This window comes from Salinilacustrithrix flava (assembly GCF_041228405.1).
GTDB classification, from domain to species: domain Bacteria; phylum Actinomycetota; class Acidimicrobiia; order Acidimicrobiales; family Salinilacustritrichaceae; genus Salinilacustrithrix; species Salinilacustrithrix flava.
Genome location: NZ_CP133888.1, coordinates 523073 through 543747, shown reverse-complemented (window position 1 = coordinate 543747; position 20675 = coordinate 523073). Strand labels below are relative to the sequence as shown.

Annotated in this window: 20 protein-coding genes; 4 read left to right on the top strand and 16 right to left on the bottom strand. The window is 73.0% G+C overall.

What is annotated here, in order from left to right; genetic code table 11:
* Positions 1-11: 11 nt before the first annotated feature.
* Positions 12-1100: a patatin-like phospholipase family protein gene (locus tag RGQ06_RS02610; protein ID WP_432429740.1), complete on the top strand. Its 1089-nt coding sequence runs from the start codon at positions 12-14 to the stop codon at positions 1098-1100.
* Between the two features lie 21 nt (positions 1101-1121).
* Here RGQ06_RS02610 and RGQ06_RS02605 read toward each other — a convergent pair whose 3' ends face one another.
* From RGQ06_RS02605 to RGQ06_RS02580, 6 genes are all read right to left on the bottom strand, one after another.
* Entirely contained in the window at positions 1122-1730 is a 609-nt protein-coding gene (locus tag RGQ06_RS02605; RefSeq protein WP_432429739.1) for a flavodoxin family protein, read from the bottom strand.
* Between the two features lie 42 nt (positions 1731-1772).
* Positions 1773-2789, bottom strand: coding sequence for a transglycosylase SLT domain-containing protein (locus tag RGQ06_RS02600; RefSeq protein ID WP_432429738.1), 1017 nt, complete (start codon positions 2787-2789; stop codon positions 1773-1775).
* 50 nt (positions 2790-2839) lie between these two features.
* Positions 2840-4408 (bottom strand): PP2C family protein-serine/threonine phosphatase, encoded by a 1569-nt coding sequence (locus RGQ06_RS02595; RefSeq protein ID WP_432429737.1) that lies wholly within the window; start codon positions 4406-4408, stop codon positions 2840-2842.
* Between the two features lie 34 nt (positions 4409-4442).
* Positions 4443-4835: an ATP-binding protein gene (locus tag RGQ06_RS02590; RefSeq protein WP_432429736.1), complete on the bottom strand. Its 393-nt coding sequence runs from the start codon at positions 4833-4835 to the stop codon at positions 4443-4445.
* A 164-nt stretch (positions 4836-4999) separates the two neighbouring features.
* Positions 5000-5854, bottom strand: a complete 855-nt coding sequence (tesB, locus tag RGQ06_RS02585; RefSeq protein ID WP_432429735.1) for an acyl-CoA thioesterase II — start codon at positions 5852-5854, stop codon at positions 5000-5002.
* Positions 5855-5999: 145 nt separating this feature from the next.
* Complete coding sequence (locus RGQ06_RS02580) at positions 6000-6521, bottom strand: hypothetical protein (RefSeq protein WP_432429734.1); 522 nt, start codon at positions 6519-6521, stop codon at positions 6000-6002.
* A gap of 119 nt (positions 6522-6640) precedes the next feature.
* Here RGQ06_RS02580 and RGQ06_RS02575 point away from each other — a divergent pair, with 119 nt between their 5' ends.
* Positions 6641-7258 carry a class I SAM-dependent methyltransferase gene (locus RGQ06_RS02575; RefSeq protein ID WP_432429829.1) on the top strand — a complete coding sequence of 206 codons (618 nt, stop codon included), beginning with the start codon at positions 6641-6643 and terminating at the stop codon, positions 7256-7258.
* 69 nt (positions 7259-7327) lie between these two features.
* Here the strand turns inward: RGQ06_RS02575 and RGQ06_RS02570 are convergent, their stop codons facing one another.
* The 5 genes from RGQ06_RS02570 to RGQ06_RS02550 all read right to left on the bottom strand — a co-directional run bounded on the left by RGQ06_RS02570 (position 7328) and on the right by RGQ06_RS02550 (position 12792).
* On the bottom strand, positions 7328-8608 hold the full coding sequence (locus RGQ06_RS02570; RefSeq protein WP_432429733.1) for a DUF4214 domain-containing protein: 1281 nt from the start codon (positions 8606-8608) through the stop codon (positions 7328-7330).
* Positions 8609-8756: 148 nt separating this feature from the next.
* A complete protein-coding gene (locus RGQ06_RS02565) occupies positions 8757-9851 on the bottom strand; it encodes a prenyltransferase (protein ID WP_432429732.1) in 1095 nt (364 codons plus the stop codon).
* Complete coding sequence (locus RGQ06_RS02560) at positions 9848-10618, bottom strand: class I SAM-dependent methyltransferase (protein ID WP_432429731.1); 771 nt, start codon at positions 10616-10618, stop codon at positions 9848-9850. The genes RGQ06_RS02565 and RGQ06_RS02560 overlap by 4 nt, the downstream gene beginning before the upstream one ends.
* Positions 10618-11925, bottom strand: coding sequence for a glycosyltransferase family 4 protein (locus RGQ06_RS02555; protein WP_432429730.1), 1308 nt, complete (start codon positions 11923-11925; stop codon positions 10618-10620). The genes RGQ06_RS02560 and RGQ06_RS02555 overlap by 1 nt, the downstream gene beginning before the upstream one ends.
* Positions 11926-12000: 75 nt before the next feature.
* The gene (locus RGQ06_RS02550) at positions 12001-12792 is read right to left on the bottom strand and encodes an aldose 1-epimerase (RefSeq protein WP_432429729.1); all 792 of its coding nucleotides are present in this window, start codon (positions 12790-12792) and stop codon (positions 12001-12003) included.
* A 57-nt stretch (positions 12793-12849) separates the two neighbouring features.
* Here RGQ06_RS02550 and dtd point away from each other — a divergent pair, with 57 nt between their 5' ends.
* Positions 12850-13287, top strand: coding sequence for a D-aminoacyl-tRNA deacylase (gene dtd / locus RGQ06_RS02545; RefSeq protein ID WP_432429728.1), 438 nt, complete (start codon positions 12850-12852; stop codon positions 13285-13287).
* On the opposite strand, the gene lnt is transcribed toward dtd, so the two are convergent.
* The 5 genes from lnt to RGQ06_RS02520 all read right to left on the bottom strand — a co-directional run bounded on the left by lnt (position 13250) and on the right by RGQ06_RS02520 (position 18394).
* Positions 13250-14728 carry an apolipoprotein N-acyltransferase gene (lnt, locus tag RGQ06_RS02540; protein ID WP_432429727.1) on the bottom strand — a complete coding sequence of 493 codons (1479 nt, stop codon included), beginning with the start codon at positions 14726-14728 and terminating at the stop codon, positions 13250-13252. The genes dtd and lnt overlap by 38 nt on opposite strands.
* Before the next feature lie 110 nt (positions 14729-14838).
* The gene (locus tag RGQ06_RS02535; protein ID WP_432429726.1) at positions 14839-15621 is read right to left on the bottom strand and encodes a sortase; all 783 of its coding nucleotides are present in this window, start codon (positions 15619-15621) and stop codon (positions 14839-14841) included.
* Between the two features lie 59 nt (positions 15622-15680).
* Positions 15681-17027 carry a protoporphyrinogen oxidase gene (gene hemG, locus RGQ06_RS02530; RefSeq protein ID WP_432429725.1) on the bottom strand — a complete coding sequence of 449 codons (1347 nt, stop codon included), beginning with the start codon at positions 17025-17027 and terminating at the stop codon, positions 15681-15683.
* Complete coding sequence (gene hemE, locus RGQ06_RS02525; RefSeq protein ID WP_432429724.1) at positions 17027-18076, bottom strand: uroporphyrinogen decarboxylase; 1050 nt, start codon at positions 18074-18076, stop codon at positions 17027-17029. Before hemE ends, hemG begins: the two co-directional genes overlap by 1 nt.
* A 54-nt stretch (positions 18077-18130) precedes the next feature.
* Positions 18131-18394, bottom strand: a complete 264-nt coding sequence (locus tag RGQ06_RS02520; protein WP_432429723.1) for a hypothetical protein — start codon at positions 18392-18394, stop codon at positions 18131-18133.
* A 94-nt stretch (positions 18395-18488) separates the two neighbouring features.
* Between RGQ06_RS02520 and RGQ06_RS02515 the strand changes: the two genes are divergently transcribed.
* On the top strand, positions 18489-20654 hold the full coding sequence (locus RGQ06_RS02515; RefSeq protein ID WP_432429722.1) for a S9 family peptidase: 2166 nt from the start codon (positions 18489-18491) through the stop codon (positions 20652-20654).
* The last annotated feature ends 21 nt before the right edge of the window (positions 20655-20675 follow it).

Genomic DNA, 20675 nt, shown 5'->3' with positions numbered 1-20675 from the left:
ATGGACGGTCCATGACCACGGCCCTCGTCCTCTCCGGCGGCGGTGCGCACGGCGCCTACCAGGCCGGTGCGCTCTCCGTGCTCCTCCCGACCCTGGCGGAGGAGGGTCGACGCCCGACGATCCTGTGCGGCGCCAGCGTCGGCGCCCTGAACGCCACGGCCGTGGCCGCGTCGTCGCACCTCGCGGTGGAGGACCAGGTCGGTGCGCTGGTCGCGATCTGGGACGGTGTCCGCCAGCGGGACGTGCTCGGCCCGTTCGTGACCGAGATCCCGCGGCTGCTCGCCCGCTACGCGAGCGACCTCACGCCGCTGGGCGGCCCCCGGCTGCGCGGCCTGATCGGGACGGCGCGCCTGCAGCGGACTCTGGACGGCTGGGTGGACTGGGACCAGCTCGATGCGAACGTCGGCACCGGCCCGATCGATGCGCTCGTGGTCACCGCGACCGAGGTCGCGACGGGTGCCTCGGTGGCCTTCGTGGACGGCCGCATCCCCGATGGGGCCGGCAGCGCCGGTCGCCTGCGCTACGTGCCCACCCGCCTGCGCGCCGCGCACCTCACCGCGTCCGCCTCGATCCCCATCCTGTTCGAGGCCACCCGCGTCGACGAGCCGGTCGACGACCGGGGCTGGTACTGCGACGGCTCGACCCGACTCAGCCGCCCGATCGGACCCGCCATCGAGGCCGGTGCCGACGACGTCGTCGTGGTCAGCGCCACCTCGCTCGCCGCCGCGACCCGACGACCGGACATCGATGTGGATCAGGAACCGGATCTCGCCGATGTCGTCGTGAACGTCCTGGATTCCCTCGTGCAGGACGCGCTGCTCGACGACGTGGAGCGCTGTGCGGACCGAGCGAGCATCGAGCTCGTGGCCCCGGAAGCGCCTGCGGTCCTCGGCGACATCGCCCGCAAGGTCGTGCGCGACCAGCACCGGGGGGTGCTGCGCACGCTGACCTCGGACATCCCGTTCATCGACTGGGCACTCGGAGGCGAGAGCCCGCGCCAGGCCGAGCTGCTGTCCTACCTGCTCTTCGACCCGGCGTTCATCCGCCCGGCGATGGCCCGGGGCGCCGACGACGCCCGGGCTGCCCTCGCAGCCCGGTGATGCGCCGTCCGCCGTGCGGTCTCAGGTGGCGGGGTAGCCCTCGCCCTGCAGGAGGCGAGCCAGGTGCGCGGCATTGGTCGCAGCCGCCTTGTTGGTGGCTGCGGTGACCTCCGGCGTGGGCTCCTTGTCCTTGTAGTCGGTGCCGTGCATGGCCTCGCCGACCCAGTAGGTGACGCCCCCGGCGGGGATCGTGTAGCCGACGTCGTTGAGGGCCTGGAACAGCTCGGCGGAGACGTGGTGGGCGCCGTCCTCGTTGCCGACGACGGCGGCGATGGCCACCTTGTCGTAGCTGATCATCCGGCCCTGGTCGTCCTCCTCGCCGAGGAAGGCGTCCATGCGCTCGAGCACCCGCTTGACGACCGATGACGGCTGGCCGAGCCAGATGGGAGTGCCGAGCACGAGGATGTCGGCGTCGAGGACCTGGCGGCGCAGCGCCGGCCACTCGTCACCGTCGCCCTCGTCGGAGGTCACCCCGGGCTTGATGTCGAGGTCGGCGACCCGGACGATGGGTCCGGTCTCGACGTCGAGGCTGCGCAGCTCGTCCAGCACCTGGGTGAGCATGAGCTCGGTGCTGGACTCGGCGTCGCCGGGCTTGAGTGTGCAGTTGAGTGCGATCGCTCGGAGGGTCATGGATCCAGCCCTACCCGGCGCACCCGCCCCTGCGTCGCGGGATCAGCTGGTCTCGGTGCCGAGGTGGTGGCCGGGGTTTCGGCCCAGGTGCTCGGCGACCGGCACGCGCTCGTAGGACTCGAAGCCGACCGGTAGCCAGACGTCGCCCATCGTGGACAGGTAGACGATCTCCCACTGGTGGTAGCCGCGATAGGTGTTGGGGTCCTGGGCCATGACCGAGGCGTAGTGCTTCACGCCGCGCACGTAGCGGTCGCTGTGGTTGTAGTTCCAGAGGGCGTTGTCGATCTCGCCGCGGCCGCCGCCGTTGTGGGCGAGGTAGCGGGCGGCACCCATGATGGCGTCGTGGTAGTTGTTCACGTCGCCGCCGTCCCCGAACGCGGCCCAGGTGGCCGGCATGAACTGCATCGGTCCCTGCGCGCCGGCGACCGACACACCCCGGATGCGGCCCATGCCCGTCTCGACGAGGTTCACCGCGGCGAGGATCTCCCAGGGCACGCCGAAGGTGGCCTCGGCCTCCTGGTAGTAGGCGAGCAGCTCCTCCGCGGGTGGCGGCTCGACGATGCGCCAGGCCGGCAGTGCATCGGAGAGTGTGCGGTGCATGCTTCGGAACTCCCGACGAGCTGCCACGTTGGCGGCCGCGGCGGCCCGGTAGGGCTCGGGCAGCGCGGCGGTGACCTCGGCCTCCCAATCCGGGGTCCGGGCCAGCTGGCGGTACAGCAGCTGCTGCTCGAAGGCGGCCCGGTCGAGCACGTCGGTGGGGGTGGCCAGGTCCCGGATCGCGGCCTCGGCCCGGGCGAGTCGCTCGGTCAGCTCCGCGGGCGTGGCGGCCGGGGCGGGCGTGCCGTCAGGCGCGGCCGCCGCCGGGGTGGTGTCGGCGGTCGGCTCCGGCGCGGCCGTGGTCGTCGTCGCCGGCGGCGCCGTGGTCGTGGTGCTGGGCGCCGGCTCCGCCGCCTCCGTGGTGGCGTCGCTGCTGCGCTCCACGTCGCTGGTGTCGCTGCCGCAGGCGGCCAGGATCAGGCTCGTCGCCGCGGCGAGCCCCAGCAGGCGTCGTCGTCGCATGGGCCCACGGTAGGGGCGTCCCCGGGGACTTCCTCGGCGGGGCCCCGAGGTCAGACGCGGAAGGCCAGCATCGCGGTGTCGTCCCGGACGCCGTTGCCGAGCATGGCCGCCGCGAGGCCGTCGAGGATGTCGTCGACGGTGCCGTCGAGGCGGGTGGCGGCGTCGCGCAGCCGCTCCAGCCCGACTTCGATGCTCTCCCCGCGACGCTCGTAGAGACCATCGGTGAACAGCACCACGACGCTCCCGTGGGGCAGGGTCGTGCGCTTGACGGCGAAGGTGGGGTCGTCCAGGAAGCCGATGGGCGGACCGGGAGCGACGCGGAGGAACCGGGTCTCCTCCGGGCTGATCAGCAGCGGCGCCGGGTGGCCGGCACTGGCGAAGCTGATCGTGCGAGCCACGGGGTCGACGTTGCCGCACAGCATCGTGACGAAGTCGCCGCGTATGTGCTCGAGCCCGTTCACGGCCCCCAGGATCTCGGCCGGGTCGGTGCTCTGGCCGGCGACGGCGTGGGTCGCGTAGCGCATGGCAGCCATGACCGCGGCCGCCTTCACACCACGACCGACCACGTCGCCGACCACGACCGTGAACGTCCCGTCGCCGTCGTTGATGACGTCGTACCAGTCGCCGCCGATGTCGGTGCCCTCGGCACCGGCGAAGTAGCGGGCGGCGACCTCGATGCCCTCGAGGCGGTCGAGGTGGGTGGGCAGCAGGCTGTGCTGCAGCGTGTGGGCGATGGCGTGCTCGCGCTGGTAGAGCGCGTGCAGCTCCTCGGTGAAGGTCTCGGCGTCGAGCCGGCGACGGTGCAGGCTCTCGACGAGCACGGCGGAGATCGTGCCGAGGACCAGTCCGGCGACGGCGGTGAACCACGGCAGGACAGCCAGGAGGCTGCCCCCGAGGTTCCCGGCGGGAGACACGACGAAGAGCAGCTGGTTGTCGCCGAAGGGGAGCGTGCGGGTGGCCCGCCGTCCGTCGATCGGGAGGTCGGGCGTCGTCGAGGTGATGAGGTCGGCGTCGTGCTCGTCGTCGCCGAGGTAGATGGCCAGGTCGATCGCGTTGAACGCCTCCCCCGTCCGCTCGCCGGCGATGCGTGGACCGCGCAGGATGCGCTTGCCCACGACCACCAGGTCGGTGCCGGAGACCTCCCGCGAGTACACGATGCGACGGTTCGGGCCGTCGAGCACCGCGGTCACGTGTACGTCTTCGCTGGCGACGTCGATGAGGGCGTCGATCCGGTCCTGCGGCAGACGGAGCGCCTCGTCGCCGAGGTGTATCAGCTCGTCCCCGGTCGGGCCTTCCAGCACCGCGATGGCGGCGAACTGGTCCTGGGATGCCTCCGTGGCACCTTCGGCCTCCAGGTCGGTGGCGAGCTCCTCGGCGATCCGGGCCGGGTCGCCGTCGACGAGCTCCACGACCCGGGCGATCTCGTGCACGGTCGCGACGACCCCGGGGATCGAGGCCTGCAGCACCGCGGTCGCCTCCTCCGCCTGCTGCTGGAGGAGACGCTCCTCGTTGGCGTCGTGGGCTCGCTGCGCCGCGAACGTCAGGGCGATCGTGATGGTGAGCGCGAGCGCGATCACCACGAAGGTGGCGCGACCGATGCGTGGGAGGCCGGATGGCACGGGAGGGCGATTCTGTTCGGGTCGGAGGACTCGGCTACGAGGCAGGCTCGAGGCGACGGGTGCAGCGCACGTGCACGGCGCCCCCGGAGCTGTCGACGGCGAGCGAATCGGTGTACGCGCGCACGATCATGAGGCCGCGCCCACCGCCCCGCAGCGGATCGTCGAGGTCCCAGTGGCGGATGTCGGCGATGCCGGCGGGCAGCCGGTTGGACACCCGGAGGTGGAGCGTCCGGTCCTCGATCTCGGCACGGACCTCGGCATCTGGTTCGTTCGTGGGTGCGCTGTCGAGGGCGTTGGAGGCCAGCTCGCTGATGACCACCGACATGTCCTCGAGCAGCTCGACGTCGGTCGTGGCCTGCCGAAGCCAGGTGTCGAAGGCCTGGCGCGCGGAGATGATCGATCCCGGACCGTCGCTGAGGCGACACACGAACTCTCGCGTGCGCTCGGTCGCACCGTCTGCATGCACTCGGATCGCCCTCCTCCGGTCGGAGCGGACCCCCCTCCCAGGGGACCCTTCGACCAGCGAGCAAGCGTACGGCATGAGGGTCCGCGGCCCGGAACCGCCGTGGGACGCCGGCGCGTCGGTGCCGCTCAGTGGCGCATCCGGCGGATGAGCCCCTCCTGCACGACGGACGCGACGAGGTTGCCGTCGAGGTCCCAGAGGTGGCCCCGCGCCAGGCCCCGGCCGCCCGTGGCGGTGGGCGTGTCCTGGTCGTAGAGGAGCCACGCGTCGGCCCGGAACGGGCGGTGGAACCACATGGCGTGGTCCAGGCTGGCCATGAACACGTCGGGGCTGTGCCACTTCGCGTGGGGGAGCAGCGTCGTGTCGAGCAGCGTCATGTCCGACGCGTAGGTCACCACGCACTGGTGCAGCACCGGATCGTCGGCGAGGGTGCCGTCGGCCCGCATCCAGACCCGCTGGCGCGGCGGCAGCTTCTCGCGGCGGTCGGCGGGTTCCCAGTCCACGTAGCGGGTGTCGATGGCGCGGGGCCGGAACACCCAGTCGCCCAGCTTCTCGGCCAACGGGGCGTACCGGGTCTGGAAGTCCGGCAGCTCGTCGGGGGGCGGCGTGTCGGCGACCGGCGAGTCGAACTGGTGCTCGAAGCCGTCCTCGGGCTGCTGGTAGCTGACGGACATGTGGAAGATGGCCCGGCCGTGCTGGATGGCCACGACCCGCCGGGTGGTGAACGACCGGCCGTCGCGGATGCGGTCGACCTCGTACAGGATCGGGGCGGTCGGGTCGCCGCCCCGGAGGAAGTAGGCGTGGAGCGAGTGGAGGGCGTGCGATTCGACGGTGCGGCTGGCCGCCACGAGCGCCTGGCCGGCGACCTGGCCCCCGAAGGTGCGCTGGCGGTCCTCGTCGGGGGACTGCCCCCGGAACATGTTCACCTCGATGGGTTCGAGGTCGAGGAGCTCGACGACGGCATCGAGGGCACGTTGGGTCACGGCGCCATCCTGCCCCACCGCCACCCCGGACGCGGACGTGGCCCCGGCTCGGACCCCACGCCGTCGGGGGTCCGGCCGAGGCCACGTGCGCCGTCAGCCTGCGGTCGCCGGCAAGGAGAGGGCCGGGCCGCGGTCGCTGGGAGGTTCAGCCCTGCTCGTCGGTGTCGTCGTCCTCGACGTCGTCGCCCTGGCCGTTCTTCTTCGCCTCGGCGGCGACCGTCGGGCCGTGGTCGGGACCGGGCTCGGTGGTGCGGGCGACCTCGGACACGCGCTGGCCGTGGTTGTCCGGCTCCGACGTCTCGACCGCACCGTCGTCGGTGGCGCCGTCATCGGACTCGAGCGACTCCTCCTCGGCCGTCGCCGGCTCGGTCGTCTCCTCCTCGGGCTCCGTCGACTCGGCGCCGTCCTCGGTGAAGGCCGGTGCCTCGGCGAGGGCGGTCGCGGCCCGCTCAGCGGCGGTGTCGGGCAGCTCGGGGGCCGTCGGCGCCTCGTCGGACTCGAAGGTGCTCAGCTCCGGAGCCTCGTGGGTGTCCGAGACCTCGACCAGCTCCTGGTCCTCGTTCTCGAGATCGGCGTCGTCGCTGGCGGCACCGGCGAAGCCGGCGCCACCGAGGACGGTTGCGCCGGCGAGCACGCCGGCGGCGGTGAGGGTGCGGATTCGGGGCATGGGGGTACCTCCGTTGGCTCGTGGTTGACATTGCGAACACATTACGAATCCATGACGGTGAACGCAACACTTCTCCTGCTTCGCCCAAGTTGCCGGCGCCGCGTAGCGTCCGGCCCGTGATGGATCCCGAGCTCCGCGCCGCCGCCGAGGCCGCCCGCGGCTTCATGCCCCCGGACGAGGGCCTGGCACTCCACGAGGCCGCGGCATCGGTGGACGTGGACGGCCCGTTCCTCGAGGTGGGCAGCTACTGCGGCAAGTCCGGCGTGTACCTCGGCGCCGCGGCGGCGATCCGGGGAACGGTGCTCTTCGCCGTCGATCACCACCGGGGCTCCGAGGAGAACCAACCCGGGTGGGAGTTCCACGAGCCCGATCTCGTCGACCCTGACGTGGGCCGCATCGACACGCTGCCCCGGTTCAGGCGCACGGTCTTCGACGCCGGCCTCGAGGCCCACGTGGTCGCGGTGGTCGGCGACTCGCCGACGGTCGCCCGGCACTGGTCGACCCCGCTGGCGTTCCTGTTCATCGACGGCGGCCACGGCCGGGAGCCGGCCCACGCCGACTTCGACCGGTGGGTGCCCCACGTCCGCGTCGGCGGCACGCTGGCCATCCACGACGTCTTCCCCGACCCGGCCGACGGTGGTCAGCCCCCCTACGAGCTGTACCTGCGGTCCCTCGCCGGCGGCTTCGATCACATCGCCACCACCGGCTCGCTCCGGGTCCTGCGCCGCACCACCTGACGTCGAGCCCGGTTCTGGGGTACCCGGGGCAACACAGGGTGTCGCGTCCGTTACCCCAGAACGGGGAGGTCAGCGGCTGCGGTCGTAGAGCTCCTGGGACGCGGCGAGCAGCTCCGCCAGCCGCACGTCGTCCTCGGTCTGCAGCACCTCGGCCCAGTGGGCGTGGCCGCCCGGGTCCGGCGAGCGGCGCAGGATCCGCTGGTACAGGGCCTCGACCCGATCGCGGCGGGACTCGACGGACGCGTAGAAGCCGGCGGCGACGTCGCGGTGCGACACGCCTCGGCGAAGCACCGACTCCCAGTGGGCGAGGCCGGCCGCGTCGGTGCCACGACCGAGGATCTCGGCGTAGAGGGCGCGGACGAAGGCGCGGTCCGTGCCTCCGGCGCGCCGGTGGAACTCGGGCGACCCGTACAGCTCGGCACCGATGTCGGCGATGCGGCGGCCGCTGAGCACGACCCCGTGCCAGTGGGCCCGGCCGCCCGGATCGGACTCACGGCCGAGCGCCTTGCGGTAGAGCGCGTCGATCTCGACCCCCACCCACTCCGGACTGCTGGCCAGGGACCGGGTCAGCTCCGACCGCGGCGCGCCGCCGGCCAACCGCAGCGTCCACGTCGACGACTCGTCCGCCGTCGCGGGACGATCGAGGAAGGTGCGGTGGAGCACGTCGACGTAGGCCGCGTCGCGGCGGGCGCGGGCCGGGTCCACGACGGTGCTGGCCGCCGGGCGTGGCCCGCACGCCGCACGCGTGCCGGAGGCGAGCAGCTCGGCGTAGGCCTGCCGGCCTCGGGCCGTGTGGTGGACGCCGTCGGCCTGGTGCCACTCGGGACGGGCGGCAGCGACGGCGCTCCAGTCCACCGCGCCCACCGCGGTGCCGGCGAGCGCCGCGCGGATGCCGTCGACGGTGGCGGCGGCTTCGGCATCCGGTGTGGTGCGGCCGTCGGGGTGGCGGTCCGCGGCGGGCAGGACCCACGTCGCGCAGCGGTGCGAGCGCAGCGCCTGGACCGCGGCCGCCGCGTCGGCGCGGTCGGCGGCGCTCCAGCCGCCGGGGGTGTTGTTGGTGCCGCTGGCCAGCACCACGATCGGCGGATCGGGGTGCTCCCGGAGCTGCTGCACCGCCCAGGCGATGTCGGTGCCGCCGAACGCGGCCACGCCCACGTCCGGGTAGCCCACTGCGGCCATCGCCGCTCGGATCTCACCGGTGGCGTCCGCCGTCAGCGAGTCGCCGACCACGAGCACGTCGACCGTGGTCGCGGCAGCCGGATCCGGGACCCCGGTCAGCGCCACGCCCGCGACGCCCACGGCCAGCGCGGCGCGGAGGAGGGCCGTGCGCCAGGGGGTCGGGGGAGCCATGCCCCCTCATCGGCCGCGCTGCTCGGCGTGCACAGGTGCCGGTGCACCCGCGGCCGTGGTGCAGGTGCACCACCGCTCGACCGTTCTGGGGTACCCGGCGCAACACGAGGTGTCGCGTCCGGTGCTCCAGAACGGGTCTTGCCCTGGGTCAGAGGGTGTCGGGGGTGTGCTCGGGGAGCACGGGCAGCACGTCGTCGTGATCGACGAAGAGCGATGCGCCCGACGTGGCCCCGTGCAGGGCCTCGGCGGCGAGCAGCACGGCGGCCGCCGAGTACGTGGAGGTCTCGTCCGCGGGGAAGTGGACCTCCTGTGGGTAGACGATGCCGGTCCAGTAGCGGCCGTCGTCCAGTCGCTGGCTCTGCGCATGGGCGAACAGCTCGAGCGCCCGGTCCCGCATGCCGACGGCCAGGTAGGCCAGCGCGCACTCGCAGGTCTCCGCGGTGGTGATCCAGGGGCGATCCGACACGCAACGGATGCCCTTGTCCTCCTTGGCGAAGGTCTCGTAGCGGTCCTCGAGGTGGCTCCGGCCCCGCTCGCCGGTGACGGCGCCGGCGAGGACCGGGTAGTACCAGTCCATCGCCCAGCGGTGCTTGGGGGCGAAGGCGTCGGGCACGTTCGCCACCACGTGGGTGAGGGCGGCGGCCGAGCGCTCCCAGTCGGCGCGCTCGCGGCCGACCTCGCGGGCGATCCCGATGGCGGCCCGCAGGGAGTGGCAGATCGACGACGACCCGGTGAGCAGCGCGAAGGTCCAGGGGGAGCCGTCGGCGTGGCGGGCCCACAGGATCTCGCCTCGGGGCGTCTGCAGGTCGAGCACGAAGTCGATGGCCCGCTCGATGGTCGGCCACATCGACTCCAGGAAGCCGGCGTCCTTGTGGCGCAGGAAGTGGTGCCAGACGCCGCAGGCCAGGTAGGCGCAGACGTTTGCGTCGAGCTTGTCCTGCTCCACCGAGATCTGCCCGGCGTCGTCGGAGACGTAGTACTGGTGCCAAGCGCCGTCGGGGCGCTGCAGCCCGACGAGCCACTCGTAGGCCCGCTCGGACTCGGCTCGCAGGCCGCCGATGTCGAGGGCCATGGCCGCCTCGACGTGGTTCCACGCATCGGCGTGGCCGCCGGGGAACCAGGGGATCATGCCGGATGGCAGCTGCCACTCGGCGATGGCCTCGGCCGTCGCCCGGGACTCCTCGGCGGTGAGCAGGCCCTCGACCTCCGGCAGGGGGAGCTGGGCCGGTGCGTCGGTGGTCATGCGGCCGCCCTGGCCGACCGCTCACCCCGCCCGGTCACCTCGTCGGACTCGGGCTTGCGGGCGTAGACGATGAGGCTCTTGCCGAGCACCGGGTTCAGCACCTTGTCGGCCACCCGGGTGACGAGCGGGCGCTCGACGATGTCCCAGGTGAGCAGCTTCAGGTACGCCTTCACCAGGGGGTGGTCGTCGCTGTGCTGGGGGTCGATGGCGCAGCGCAGCCACCAGTACGGCGAGTGCAGCGAGTGGGCGTGGTGGGCGTCCCCGGGCTTGAGGCCTGCGTCGCGCAGCTTCCGGCGCAGCTCGTTCTCGGTGTAGATCCGCACGTGGCCGCCGGGGACGTGGGGGGCGTGGTACTCCTCCGACAGCGCCCAGCAGATCTTCTCCGGGAACCACGCAGGGATGGTCACCGCGATGGTGCCGCCGGGCTTGAGCACCCGGTGCAGCTCGGCGATGGCGCCCTCGTCGTCGGGGATGTGCTCGAGCACCTCGGCGGCGATGATGCGGTCGAAGGTGTCGTCGGAGAACGGGAGGTACACGCCATCCCCCTGCGTGGTGGCGATGGCGTCGGTGGAGGCGATCTCGCCGGTCTCCACCATCGCCGACGACAGGGTCCGGGCCTGGGCCAGCTCGCCGGTGTCGTAGTCGCACAGCACGACGCGGGCGCCGCGCCGCAGCGTCTCGAACGCGTGGCGCCCGGGGCCGCTGCCGAGGTCGAGGACGAGCTCGCCGGGCTGCAGCCCGAGGCGCTGGTAGTCCACGGTGAGCATCAGTGCACGCCTCCGCGCTGGCGCGGGATCTGGCCGAGGCGCATGCGGTACTGGGCGACGGTGCGCTCCGCGGTGTGGCGCCAGCTCCAGTTCGCCTTCACCCGCTCGCGGCCGGCGAGGCCGATGGCGCGGGAGCCCTCGGGATCCTCGAGCGCGGCCCTGATGCGCACGGCGAGCGCCTCGCTGTCGCCGGGGGGCACGAGCATGGCGGTCTCCCCGTCGGGCCCGACGACCTCGGGCACGGCGCCGCCGGTGGTGGCCACCAGCGGGCAGCCGCACGCCATGGCCTCGATGGCCGGCAGGGAGAAGCCCTCGTAGAGCGACGGCACGACGGCCAGCTCGGCCTCGGAGTACAGCTCGATGATGCGGCGCTCGGGGACGCCGGTGACGAACTCGACGTGGCCGCGCAGGCCGAGCCGGTCGATGGTCTGGCTGGACGGGCCGCCGGGCTTCTCCTTGCCGATGACGACGAGGTGCAGGTCGTCGCGCTCGGTGCGGAGCTTGGCCAGCGCCTCGAGCAGGTACTTGAGGCCCTTCATCGTCACGTCCGCGCTGGCGGTGGTGACCAGCCGGCCCGTGATGCGCTCGACGTCGGGCAGCGGCTTGAACACGTCGGGGTCCACGCCCACCGGCACGATGGCCATCCGGTCGGGGTCGACCTGGTGGTCGGCCACGATGTCCTTGAAGGAGTTCTCCGACACGGTGACGACCCGCTGCAACCGGCGGGCGACCTGGGTCTGCATGTGGGTGAAGGAGTACCAGCGGCCGAGGCTCCAGCGCTTGCGCCAGTTCGGCGCGTGCTCGAGCTCGAGGCGGCGGTCGACGGTGATGGGGTGGTGGATGGTGGCCAGCACCGGCAGGCCCATGGCCTCGATGGCGAGGAGGCCGTAGCCGAGGGTCTGGTTGTCGTGGACGATGTCGAAGTCGTCCTTGCGGTCCTTCAGGTGGTCCCAGGCCCGGAGCGAGAACGCGAGCGGTTCGGGGAACTGGCCGGCGGAGAAGCTGAGGACCTCCACCAGGTCCTTCCAGTTCTTGATCTCCCAGAAGCCGGGGGTGCGGGCCGGGAAGTGCTCGTTGTAGATGTCCAGGCTCGGCAGCTCCACCAGCGTGACGCCCTCGGGCACCTCGGGGTAGGGCTGGCCGCCGAGGATCTCGACGGAGTGGCCGAGGTCGGTGAGGGCCTTGGCGAGCTGGCGGATGTAGACGCCCTGGCCGCCGACGTGGGGCTTGCCCCGGTACGCCAGCAGGGCGATGCGGAGGGGACCGTGCTCGGAGCCGGCGTCCTCGGTGGTTCCGTCGGCGCGCATAGCGGACAATCGTCGCCGTTCGTTGACTGGTCGGTCAAGCGAGGACCGGGCGTCTGTGCGGGGTCCGCACGGGTTTCAGCCCGGCGCGGACCACGCCCACGTCGTGCGGTGGACCAGGGGCTCGTCGGGGGTGACGATGGACAGGTCCTGCTCGGAGTTGTGGGCGTCCGGCGGGGCGGACTGAGGCTCGACGCAGAGCGCGCCGACGGGCTCGTCGAACACGACGACGTGCTCGCAGTCGGATTCGACGTACAGGTCCAGCACGCCGGGCCAGTGCAGCTCGACCGGCCCGATGAGGGCGGTGAAGCAGTCGTCCCAGGGACCGGTCGTCGGCGTGACGAGCGTGCCGTCGGGGATGCCGGTGTCGTCGCGCCGCCACATGCGCTCGGCCGGCAGCACGATCTCCGCGTCGGCGCCGCCGACGTTGCGCCGGAACCACGGGTGCCAACCGACGGTGGCCGGCATCGCATCGGCGGTGGTCTCGACCCGCAACGTCAGGGTCAGCGACGTGGGGGTGAGCTCCACCTCCTGCTCGGCGTGCCCGGCCCAGGGCCAGTCAGGACCGAGGTCGCAGCGGAGCGTGCCGGGACCGGTGTGCTCCCAGGGCTGCACGTGGGTGGTGCCGTGGATGGCGTGCGGGGGGTGGTTGCGGGGCAGCGTCACCGCACGCCCCTCGAAGGAGAAGCGACCGTCGCGGATGCGACCGGCGAACGGGGCGAGCGGGAAGCAGCCCCACGACGTCGGGTCGTCGCTGCGGCCCATCGCGTCGATGAGCAGCTCGTTCCCGCCGACGACGAGCGATGACAGCCGGCCGCCGTGCTCGTGGTCGATGGTGACGCTCGCGCCACCGGCCTCCAGGGTCTCCATCGCCCCAGTCTCTCGGATCTGGCAGCGGCCACGGAACACGCCGTACCGTCCGCCGCGATGCGAGCACTGGTGCAGCGGGTCTCGGAGGCGAGCGTCACCGTCGACGGTGAGGTGGTGGGTGCCATCGGCCCGGGCCTGTGCGTGCTCGTCGGCGTCACCCACGACGACGGCCCCGACCAGGCCCGCAAGCTGGCGACCAAGCTGGCCAAGCTCCGCGTGCTCGACGACGAGGCCGGCGTCATGAACCGGTCCGTGCTCGACGAGGGAGGCGAGGTGCTCGTCGTCAGCCAGTTCACGCTCTACGGCAGCACCGCCAAGGGCAACCGGCCGTCGTGGATCGATGCGGCCCGGCCCGAGCACGCCGAACCGCTCATCGACGAGGTCGTGGCCGCGCTGCGGGAGCACGGCCTCACCGTGGCCACCGGACGCTTCCGGACCGAGATGGCCGTCGCCCTGGTCAACGATGGTCCGGTGACGGTCCTGCTGGAGGCCTGAGCCAGCCCCGGCGGTCGGCGAGCCAGCCCGCGGCCAGCGACAGCACGGCGAGGGCCAGGGCCGGCAGGTCGCCCCAGCGCACGTAGAGCGTCTCGCCGTCGCGGAGCTCGACCGTGTCGTAGAGGATCGCCCGCTCGGACACGCCGGTGCGCTGCAGCACGTCGCCGTCGGGGGTGACCACGGCGCTGAACCCGGTGGGTGCGGCCTGCAGCACCCACCGGCCGGTCTCGATCGCACGCATGCGGCTGTTGGCGACCTGCTGGGTCTGGACCTGCGTGCCCTCGTAGCTGGCGCCGTTGGTCGGGTTCAGCAGCACCTGGCCGCCGCTCCCGATGGCGTCGCGGCCGCGCTCGCCGAAGAAGATCTCCCACGAGATGGACACGCCGAGCGGTCCGGCCGGGGTGTCGACGACGGCGGGGGTCTGCCCGATGAGCGCGTCGCGGCGGGGCAGGACGTCCCCGGCGATGGGGTCGAGCAGGCTGCGGAGGGGCACCCACTCGCCGAACGGCACCCGCTCGACCTTCTCGTAGCGGTCGACCTCCTCGCCCGAGGGGTCGTAGGCCACGGCCCAGTTCCGGAAGGCATCGTCGCCCTCGTCCTCGATCACGCCGGCGACGAAGGTGGCGTCGGCCTCCCGGGCGAGCTCCTGGAGCTGGGTCTCGGCGACGCTGCCGCGCAGGCGCACGACGTCGACGACGTCCTCGGGCCAGACCAGCAGGTCGAGGTCGCGGTCGGGGTCCAGCTCGGCGGAGGCGGCCAGGTGCCGCTCGAGCACGATGCCGGGCTCGGTGGTGGCGGCTCGCGTGCCCTGGGGCCCGCCGCCCTGGACCACCGCGACCTCGAGGCGCTCGCCGGTCGGCTCCCCGTCGGGCGCGACGAGGGCCATGCCGAAGGTGAGCGCCACGACGGCGGCGAGCACGGCCGCCGCGGACCACCGGCGCTTCCACGCCGCGGCGAGCGCGAACCCGGCCGCGAGGGTGATGCCGACGAGGAGCAGCGCGCCGCCGATGCGCAGGACCGGCGCCAGCGGGCCGGCGACCTGGCCGACGGCGAGGTTCGACAGCGGCACGCCGCCGAAGGGCCACCGCCAGCGCACCCACTCGAGCAGGATGATCGCCCCGGGCAGGGCGAGCAGCCGGGCCGGTCCCCGGGGGGCCAGCAACGTGGCGGTGGCGAGGAACCCGGCGAAGACCCCGCTGGCGATGACGTAGCCGGGCAGCGTGAGGTCCCGCATCCAGAGCAGCGTCGGGAAGAGCAGCGCCGCCCACACGATCCACGCTCGGCCGAGGCGCTGCACCGGACGCAGCGCCGGGTCGTCGAGGACGTGGTCGAGCAGCGCCACGCCTGCGAAGGCGAGGATCCAGAACCCCCAGGGTGGGGTGGCGGCGGCCAGGCACAGGCCGGCGAGCAGCGCGACCAGCAGGGGTGGGGGACGGCGCATGGCGGCGGCGAGTCTGGCACCGCCTCCCGAGGCCGCTGCAGTCGGTCCGGGGTCCGACCGGAGCACTGCCAGTTCGGGAGAAGCGGAGCTGGCGGTGGTGGTGTCGCGGCTCAGGATCCTGCTGGCGCCCGGATCTGGTGGGTGTCGGTGATCTGCACCTGCTGGGTCTCGGCCCGCATGGTGAAGTGCCCGACGATGCGCTGGCGCGCCGAGCCGCGGGGGTGGCAGGCGAACAGCGTCGCCGTGTGGGCGTGCGTCTGGTCCACGATGTGCACGTCTTCGGGCCCGACGATGTCGAGGCGGTCGAGCTCGTAGACGTGCCGGGTGCCGTCGGTCATGGTGAAGATCAGCTCGTCGCCCGGCTGGAGGGCCTGCAGGTCCCAGAACGGGCGGGTGTAGGTGGTGCGGTGGCCGGCGACCACCACGTTGCCGAGCTCGCCGGGCATCGCCGTGCCCGGCCAGTGGCTCGGCCCCCGGTTGATGGCGGTGAGGCTGACGCCCTCGAAGAGCGGCTGGCTCAGGCCGATGGCGGGGATCTCCAGCATCCCGTGGCGGATCTCGGGCTCGGGGGCGTAGGGGTCCGCCGGTGGGTTCTCCGGCACCGGCAGCGGGACGGTGGCGTCGACCTCGGGGGTGACCGGCGCGGTGCTGAGGGAGATGCCGGCCAGGGGGTCGAGGTCGGCCTCGACGGCCGGTTCGGCGGCGGCAGCCAGGGCGACCGCAGCGGCTGCGACGTCGCCACGGGACTCGACCTCGGCGTCGGCGCTGCGGTCGAAGACGCCGCTGAGCACAGCGGCATTGGCCGCGAGGAGCACGAGGACGGCGACGACCACGGCCCGGGCGCGACCGGAGCGGAGCCGGCTGCGGTGCTCGTGCGCGGGTCCCTCGGCCATCGGGTCCAGTGAACCACGGATCCGGGCGATCCGGACAGGTTGACGGGGATCGGTGGCGCTCAGCCGAGCAGGTGGCGGGCAGCGGTGCGCCCGCTGCGGATGCAGGCGGGGACGCCGATGCCGTCGTAGGACATGCCGGCCACGGCGATCGGGCCGGCCGCGTCGAGCGCAGCCCGCACCTGGGCGGTGCGGTCGAGGTGGCCCGGCCGGTACTGCGGGAACGACCGGGCCCAGCGTCCGACCCGGACCCCGACCGTGGGCACCGGGACGCCGAGGAGCCGTTCGAGGTCGGCGAGGGCGACGGCGGTGAGGTCCTCGTTGCTGTGCGTGCTCCAGTCGACCGGATCGCCGTCGTGGCCGAGCGAGATCCGGAACACCACGTTGCGGCCGTCGTCCCAGTGCTCCCACTTCGACGAGCCGAACGAGCACGCCGTGATCGACAGCCCGGCGTCCCGGGCCACCACGACCCCGCTCCCGTCGAGGGGGTGGTCGACCGCGTCGGACCGGGCGACGACGGTGACCATCACCACGGAAGCGAACTCGGTGGCCCGGAGCACGGAGGCGGCATCGGGGGCGAGACCGGCGACCAGGGTGCCGGCCACGTCGGCGGGGGTGGCGACCACCACGCCGGCGAAGTCGCCGTCTCCGACGTGCACGCCGTCGGGGCTGGCGGTCAGCGGCGGGGTGCGCGTGCCGAAGCGGATCTCGGACCGCAGGTGGTCGGCCAGCTGTCGGGGGAGCGAGGCCATGCCCTCGGCCGGTGCGGCGAACACGGGCGCATCGCTCGGCGCCGTTCGGGCCTTCACCTCGGCCGCGGCGCGGATCAGTGAGCCGCCCCGGGTGGCGCACGCCCAGATCTGCGGTGCGCACGCCTGCACGGACAATCCGTCCGCCTCGCCGCCGTTGATGCCGCCGAGCAGGGGCTCCACCAGGTGGTCGCAGACCTCGTCGCCGAGGCGGGAGCGGACGAGCTCGCCCACGGACACGTCGTCGGTGAGCGGTGGCGCGTCGCTGTCGAGGTCCTCGGCGGCCCGCGCCACGCCTTCGGGCGACAGCAGTCCGCTGGAGGCGAGCTCCTCGAGGTCCGTGGGCAGGCCGAGCAGCTGGGCCTTCGGCAGCGGGTTGAGCCGTTCCTCGGACCACACCCACGCCTGGCTCGTGGCCGGGTGCACGAGCTCGTCGATGCCGATCTCGGCGCACAGCTCGAGGGCGTCCGGCACCCGGGCGAGGAACGCGTCGGCGCCGTCCTCCAGCGGGAAGGCGAGGCCGCGCACCCGGGAGCGCTTCAGCTTGCCGCCGATCTCCCGTGCCGCTTCGAACACCACGACGTCGTGCCCGGCGCGCTCGAGCTCCCACGCCGCCGAGAGGCCGGCGATGCCGGCACCGATGACGGCGTAGCGGGCCATCAGGCCGTCGCGCCGTCGGCTCGGCCGTGCTCGTGGACGTGGTCGACCACGCGGGCGAGGATGTCGGGGTCGGTGTTCGGGAGCACGCCATGGCCGAGGTTGAACACGTGGCCGGGTCGCCCGCCGTTGCGGGCGAGCACGTCGTCGACGGCGTCGCGGGTGGCGTCCCAGCCGGCGAAGGTGACGGCCGGGTCGAGGTTGCCCTGCACGGCTTTCCCCGGCACCCGGGTGCGGGCCACGTCGAGGGGCACCCGCCAGTCGATGCCGACCACGTCGGCGCCGGCGTCGCCCATGAGCCCGAGGATCTCCCCGGTGCCCACCCCGAAGTGGATGCGGGGCACGTCGAGGTCGGCGATGGCGTCGAACACCTTGCGGGAGTGGGGGAGGACGTGGCGCTCGTAGACGGGCGGGCTCAGCGCGCCGGCCCAGGAGTCGAACAGCTGGACCGCGCTGGCGCCGGCCGTGATCTGGTCGCGCAGGGAGGCGATGGCGATGTCGGCGAGGCGGTCGAGCAGCGCGGCGAACAGCTCGGGCTCGGCGAACATCATCCGCTTGGTGTGCTCGTAGGTGCGGCTGGGCCGACCCTCGATCAGGTAGCTGGCGACGGTGAAGGGGGCGCCGGCGAAGCCGATGAGGGGTCGGTCGCCGAGCTCGTCGACGAGTATCCGGACCGTCTCGGCGATGTAGGGCGAGTGCTCCTCGGGCACGAGGACCGGCAGGCGCTCCAGGTCCTCCTCGGTCCGGAACGGCTGCTCGGCCACCGGTCCGACACCGGCGACGATGTCGATGCCGAAGCCGATGGCCCGGGCCGGCACGACGATGTCGCTGTAGAAGATGGCGGCGTCCACGCCGTAGCGGCGCACGGGCTGCATCGTCAGCTCGGCGGCGAGCTCGGGCTGCTCGACGGCATCGAGGATGGAGACGTCGCCCTTGAGCTGGTTGTACTCGGGCAGCGACCGCCCGGCCTGGCGCATGAACCACACCGGCACGTGCTCGGCGGGCAGGCCCCGGCAGGCCTGCAGGAAGGGGTGGTCGGGGCGCGGCGCCATGGCCCGAACCTACCGATCACCCTTTCGGAACTGGCAGTGCTGCTGTTGCGTCGGTCAGCGCCCTGGGTCCTCGCCGATCTCGACGAGTGCGTCGCGCAGCGCAACGCGCAGCCGCCGGGCGATGGACGGCGAGAGGTGGGCGGCGAGGCCGGCACCGGCCCGGCCGATCTCCTCGACGGTGAGCACCACGCGCGGCTCGGCGTCGTCGTAGTCGTCGCTGATCGCAACACCCCACGACACGGGCTGCAGATCGGCGTCCTCCCAGCCCGGTGGCATGTCCTCGGCCGAGAACGGGTGGTCGTCGATGGAGCGCCGCATCGGTCGAGCATGCCGGTGCAACACCAGCACTGCCAGTTCCGTCGGGGGGTGCGGCGGGATCGCGTCCAGAACTGCGGGGGATAGCGTCCGACGGGTGCCCGAGACGAACCCGACGAGCCCGCCCACGCCCCGTCGCGATCCGGTGACCAGGGAACGTCACGGCCGCACCGCTGTCGACGAGTACGCCTGGATGCGAGACGACGAGCGCACCGACGCCGACGTCCTCGCCCACCTCGAGGCCGAGAACGTCCACACCGCCGCCGTCCTCGAGCCCACGAAGGATCTGCAGGAGGCGATCTTCACCGAGATCAAGGGCCGGGTGCAGGAGACCGACCTGTCGGTGCCGACCCGGCGCGGGTCGTGGTGGTACTACAGCCGGACCATCGAGGGGCAGCAGTACCCGGTGCACTGCCGCCTGGCCGCCGGCGACGAGACCGACCCGCCCGATCCGGACGATCCGGCGGTCGTCGACGCCGAGCAGGTGCTGCTCGACCAGAACGCCGAGGCGGCCACCGACCAGACGCTGGACTACTTCTCCCTCGGCGTGTTCGACCTGTCGCCCGACGGCGGCACGCTCGCCTGGGCCGCGGACCGCAACGGCTCCGAGCGGCACCTGCTCCGCTTCCGGGACCTGTCGACCGGCGAGGACCGGCGGCTGCCCGACGGCTCCTTCGACGAGGTGCCTGGCGTGTACTACTCCACCGCGTGGTCGGCCGACGGGGGCATGTTCTTCTACACCCGTCCCGACGAGGCGACCCGCCCGCACGAGGTGTGGCGCCACCGACTCGGCACCCCGGCCACGGAGGACGTGCTGGTCCACCGCGAGGACGACGAGCGCTTTTTCTGCCAGATCAGCGAGACCAAGGACCGGCAGTGGCTGGTGCTGGAGATGGGCTCCAAGATCACCAGCGAGGTGCGGGTCGGTCCCACGGTCGACCCGGCCGAGCCCTTCCACGTGCTCGTGCCCCGCCGGCAGGGCATCGAGGCCGAGGTCGAGCACGTCGGGGGCACCTTCTTCCTCCTCACCAACGACGACGCCCTCGACTTCCGGGTCGCGTCCACGTCGTCGGACGAGCGGGACCTGCAGGCCGGCCCCGATCCGTCCTCGTGGGTGGACGTCGTCCCGCACACGCCGGGCGTGCGCCTCGAGGGTGTCGACGTCCTGCGCGACCACCTGCTGGTGGAGGAGCGCACCGAGGCCACCACCCGCATCCGGGTGCGCCGCCTGTCGAGCGGCGAGGAGTTCCTGCTCGACCAGGCCGAGGAGGTTTCGGCCGTGTCGCTCGGGTCGAACCCCGACATGGACTGGCCCCAGCTCCGCCACACCTACACCTCGCTGGTGACGCCGCCCACCGTGATCGACGTGGACCTCGAAGCCGGCACGCGCACCGTGCGCAAGGTGCAGCCGGTGCTCGGCGGCTACGACCCCGAGCAGTACGTGTCCCGGCGGCTGTGGGCCACGGCCGGGGACGGCACGCAGGTGCCGATCAGCCTCGTGCACCGGCGCGACCGCCAGCCGGGTGGCCCGGTCCTGCTGTACGGCTACGGCTCCTACGAGATCTCCATCGACCCGGGGTTCTCGATCTCTCGGCTGTCGCTGCTCGACCGCGGGTGGGCCTTCGCCATCGGCCACATCCGCGGCGGTGGGGAGATGGGCCGCCGCTGGTACCTCGAGGGCAAGCTCGAGGCCAAGGCCAACACCTTCGACGACCTGGTGGCGTGCGGGCAGGCGCTGCTCGACGACGGCGTGGCCGGCACGGGCGACGACGGCAGGCCGCGCGTCGCGATCCGGGGCGGGTCGGCGGGCGGGCTGCTCGTCGGCGCCGCGCTGAACCGGGCGCCGGAGCAGTGGGCGGCGGTGGTGGCCGAGGTCCCCTTCGTCGACGCGCTCAACACCATCCTCGACCCGACCCTGCCGCTCACGGTCATCGAGTGGGAGGAGTGGGGGAACCCGGTGGACTCACCGGAGATCTTCGACGTGATGGCCGCGTACTCGCCCTACGAGAACGTGCCCGAGGTCGCCCTGCCACCCGTGCTGGCCACCGGCGGCCTGCACGACCCGCGGGTCGGGTACTGGGAGCCGGCGAAGTGGGTCGCCCGGCTCCGCGACCGCGCCGAGGGAGGCCCGTTCCTGCTGAAGACCGAGCTGGGCGCCGGGCACGGCGGGCCGTCGGGGCGCTACGACGCCTGGCGGGACGAGGCGATGGTGCTGGCGTTCCTCGTCACGACGGTGGGGGAGGGCACCCTCGCGTCGGGGTAGCATGTTCGATCCCTCCGAACC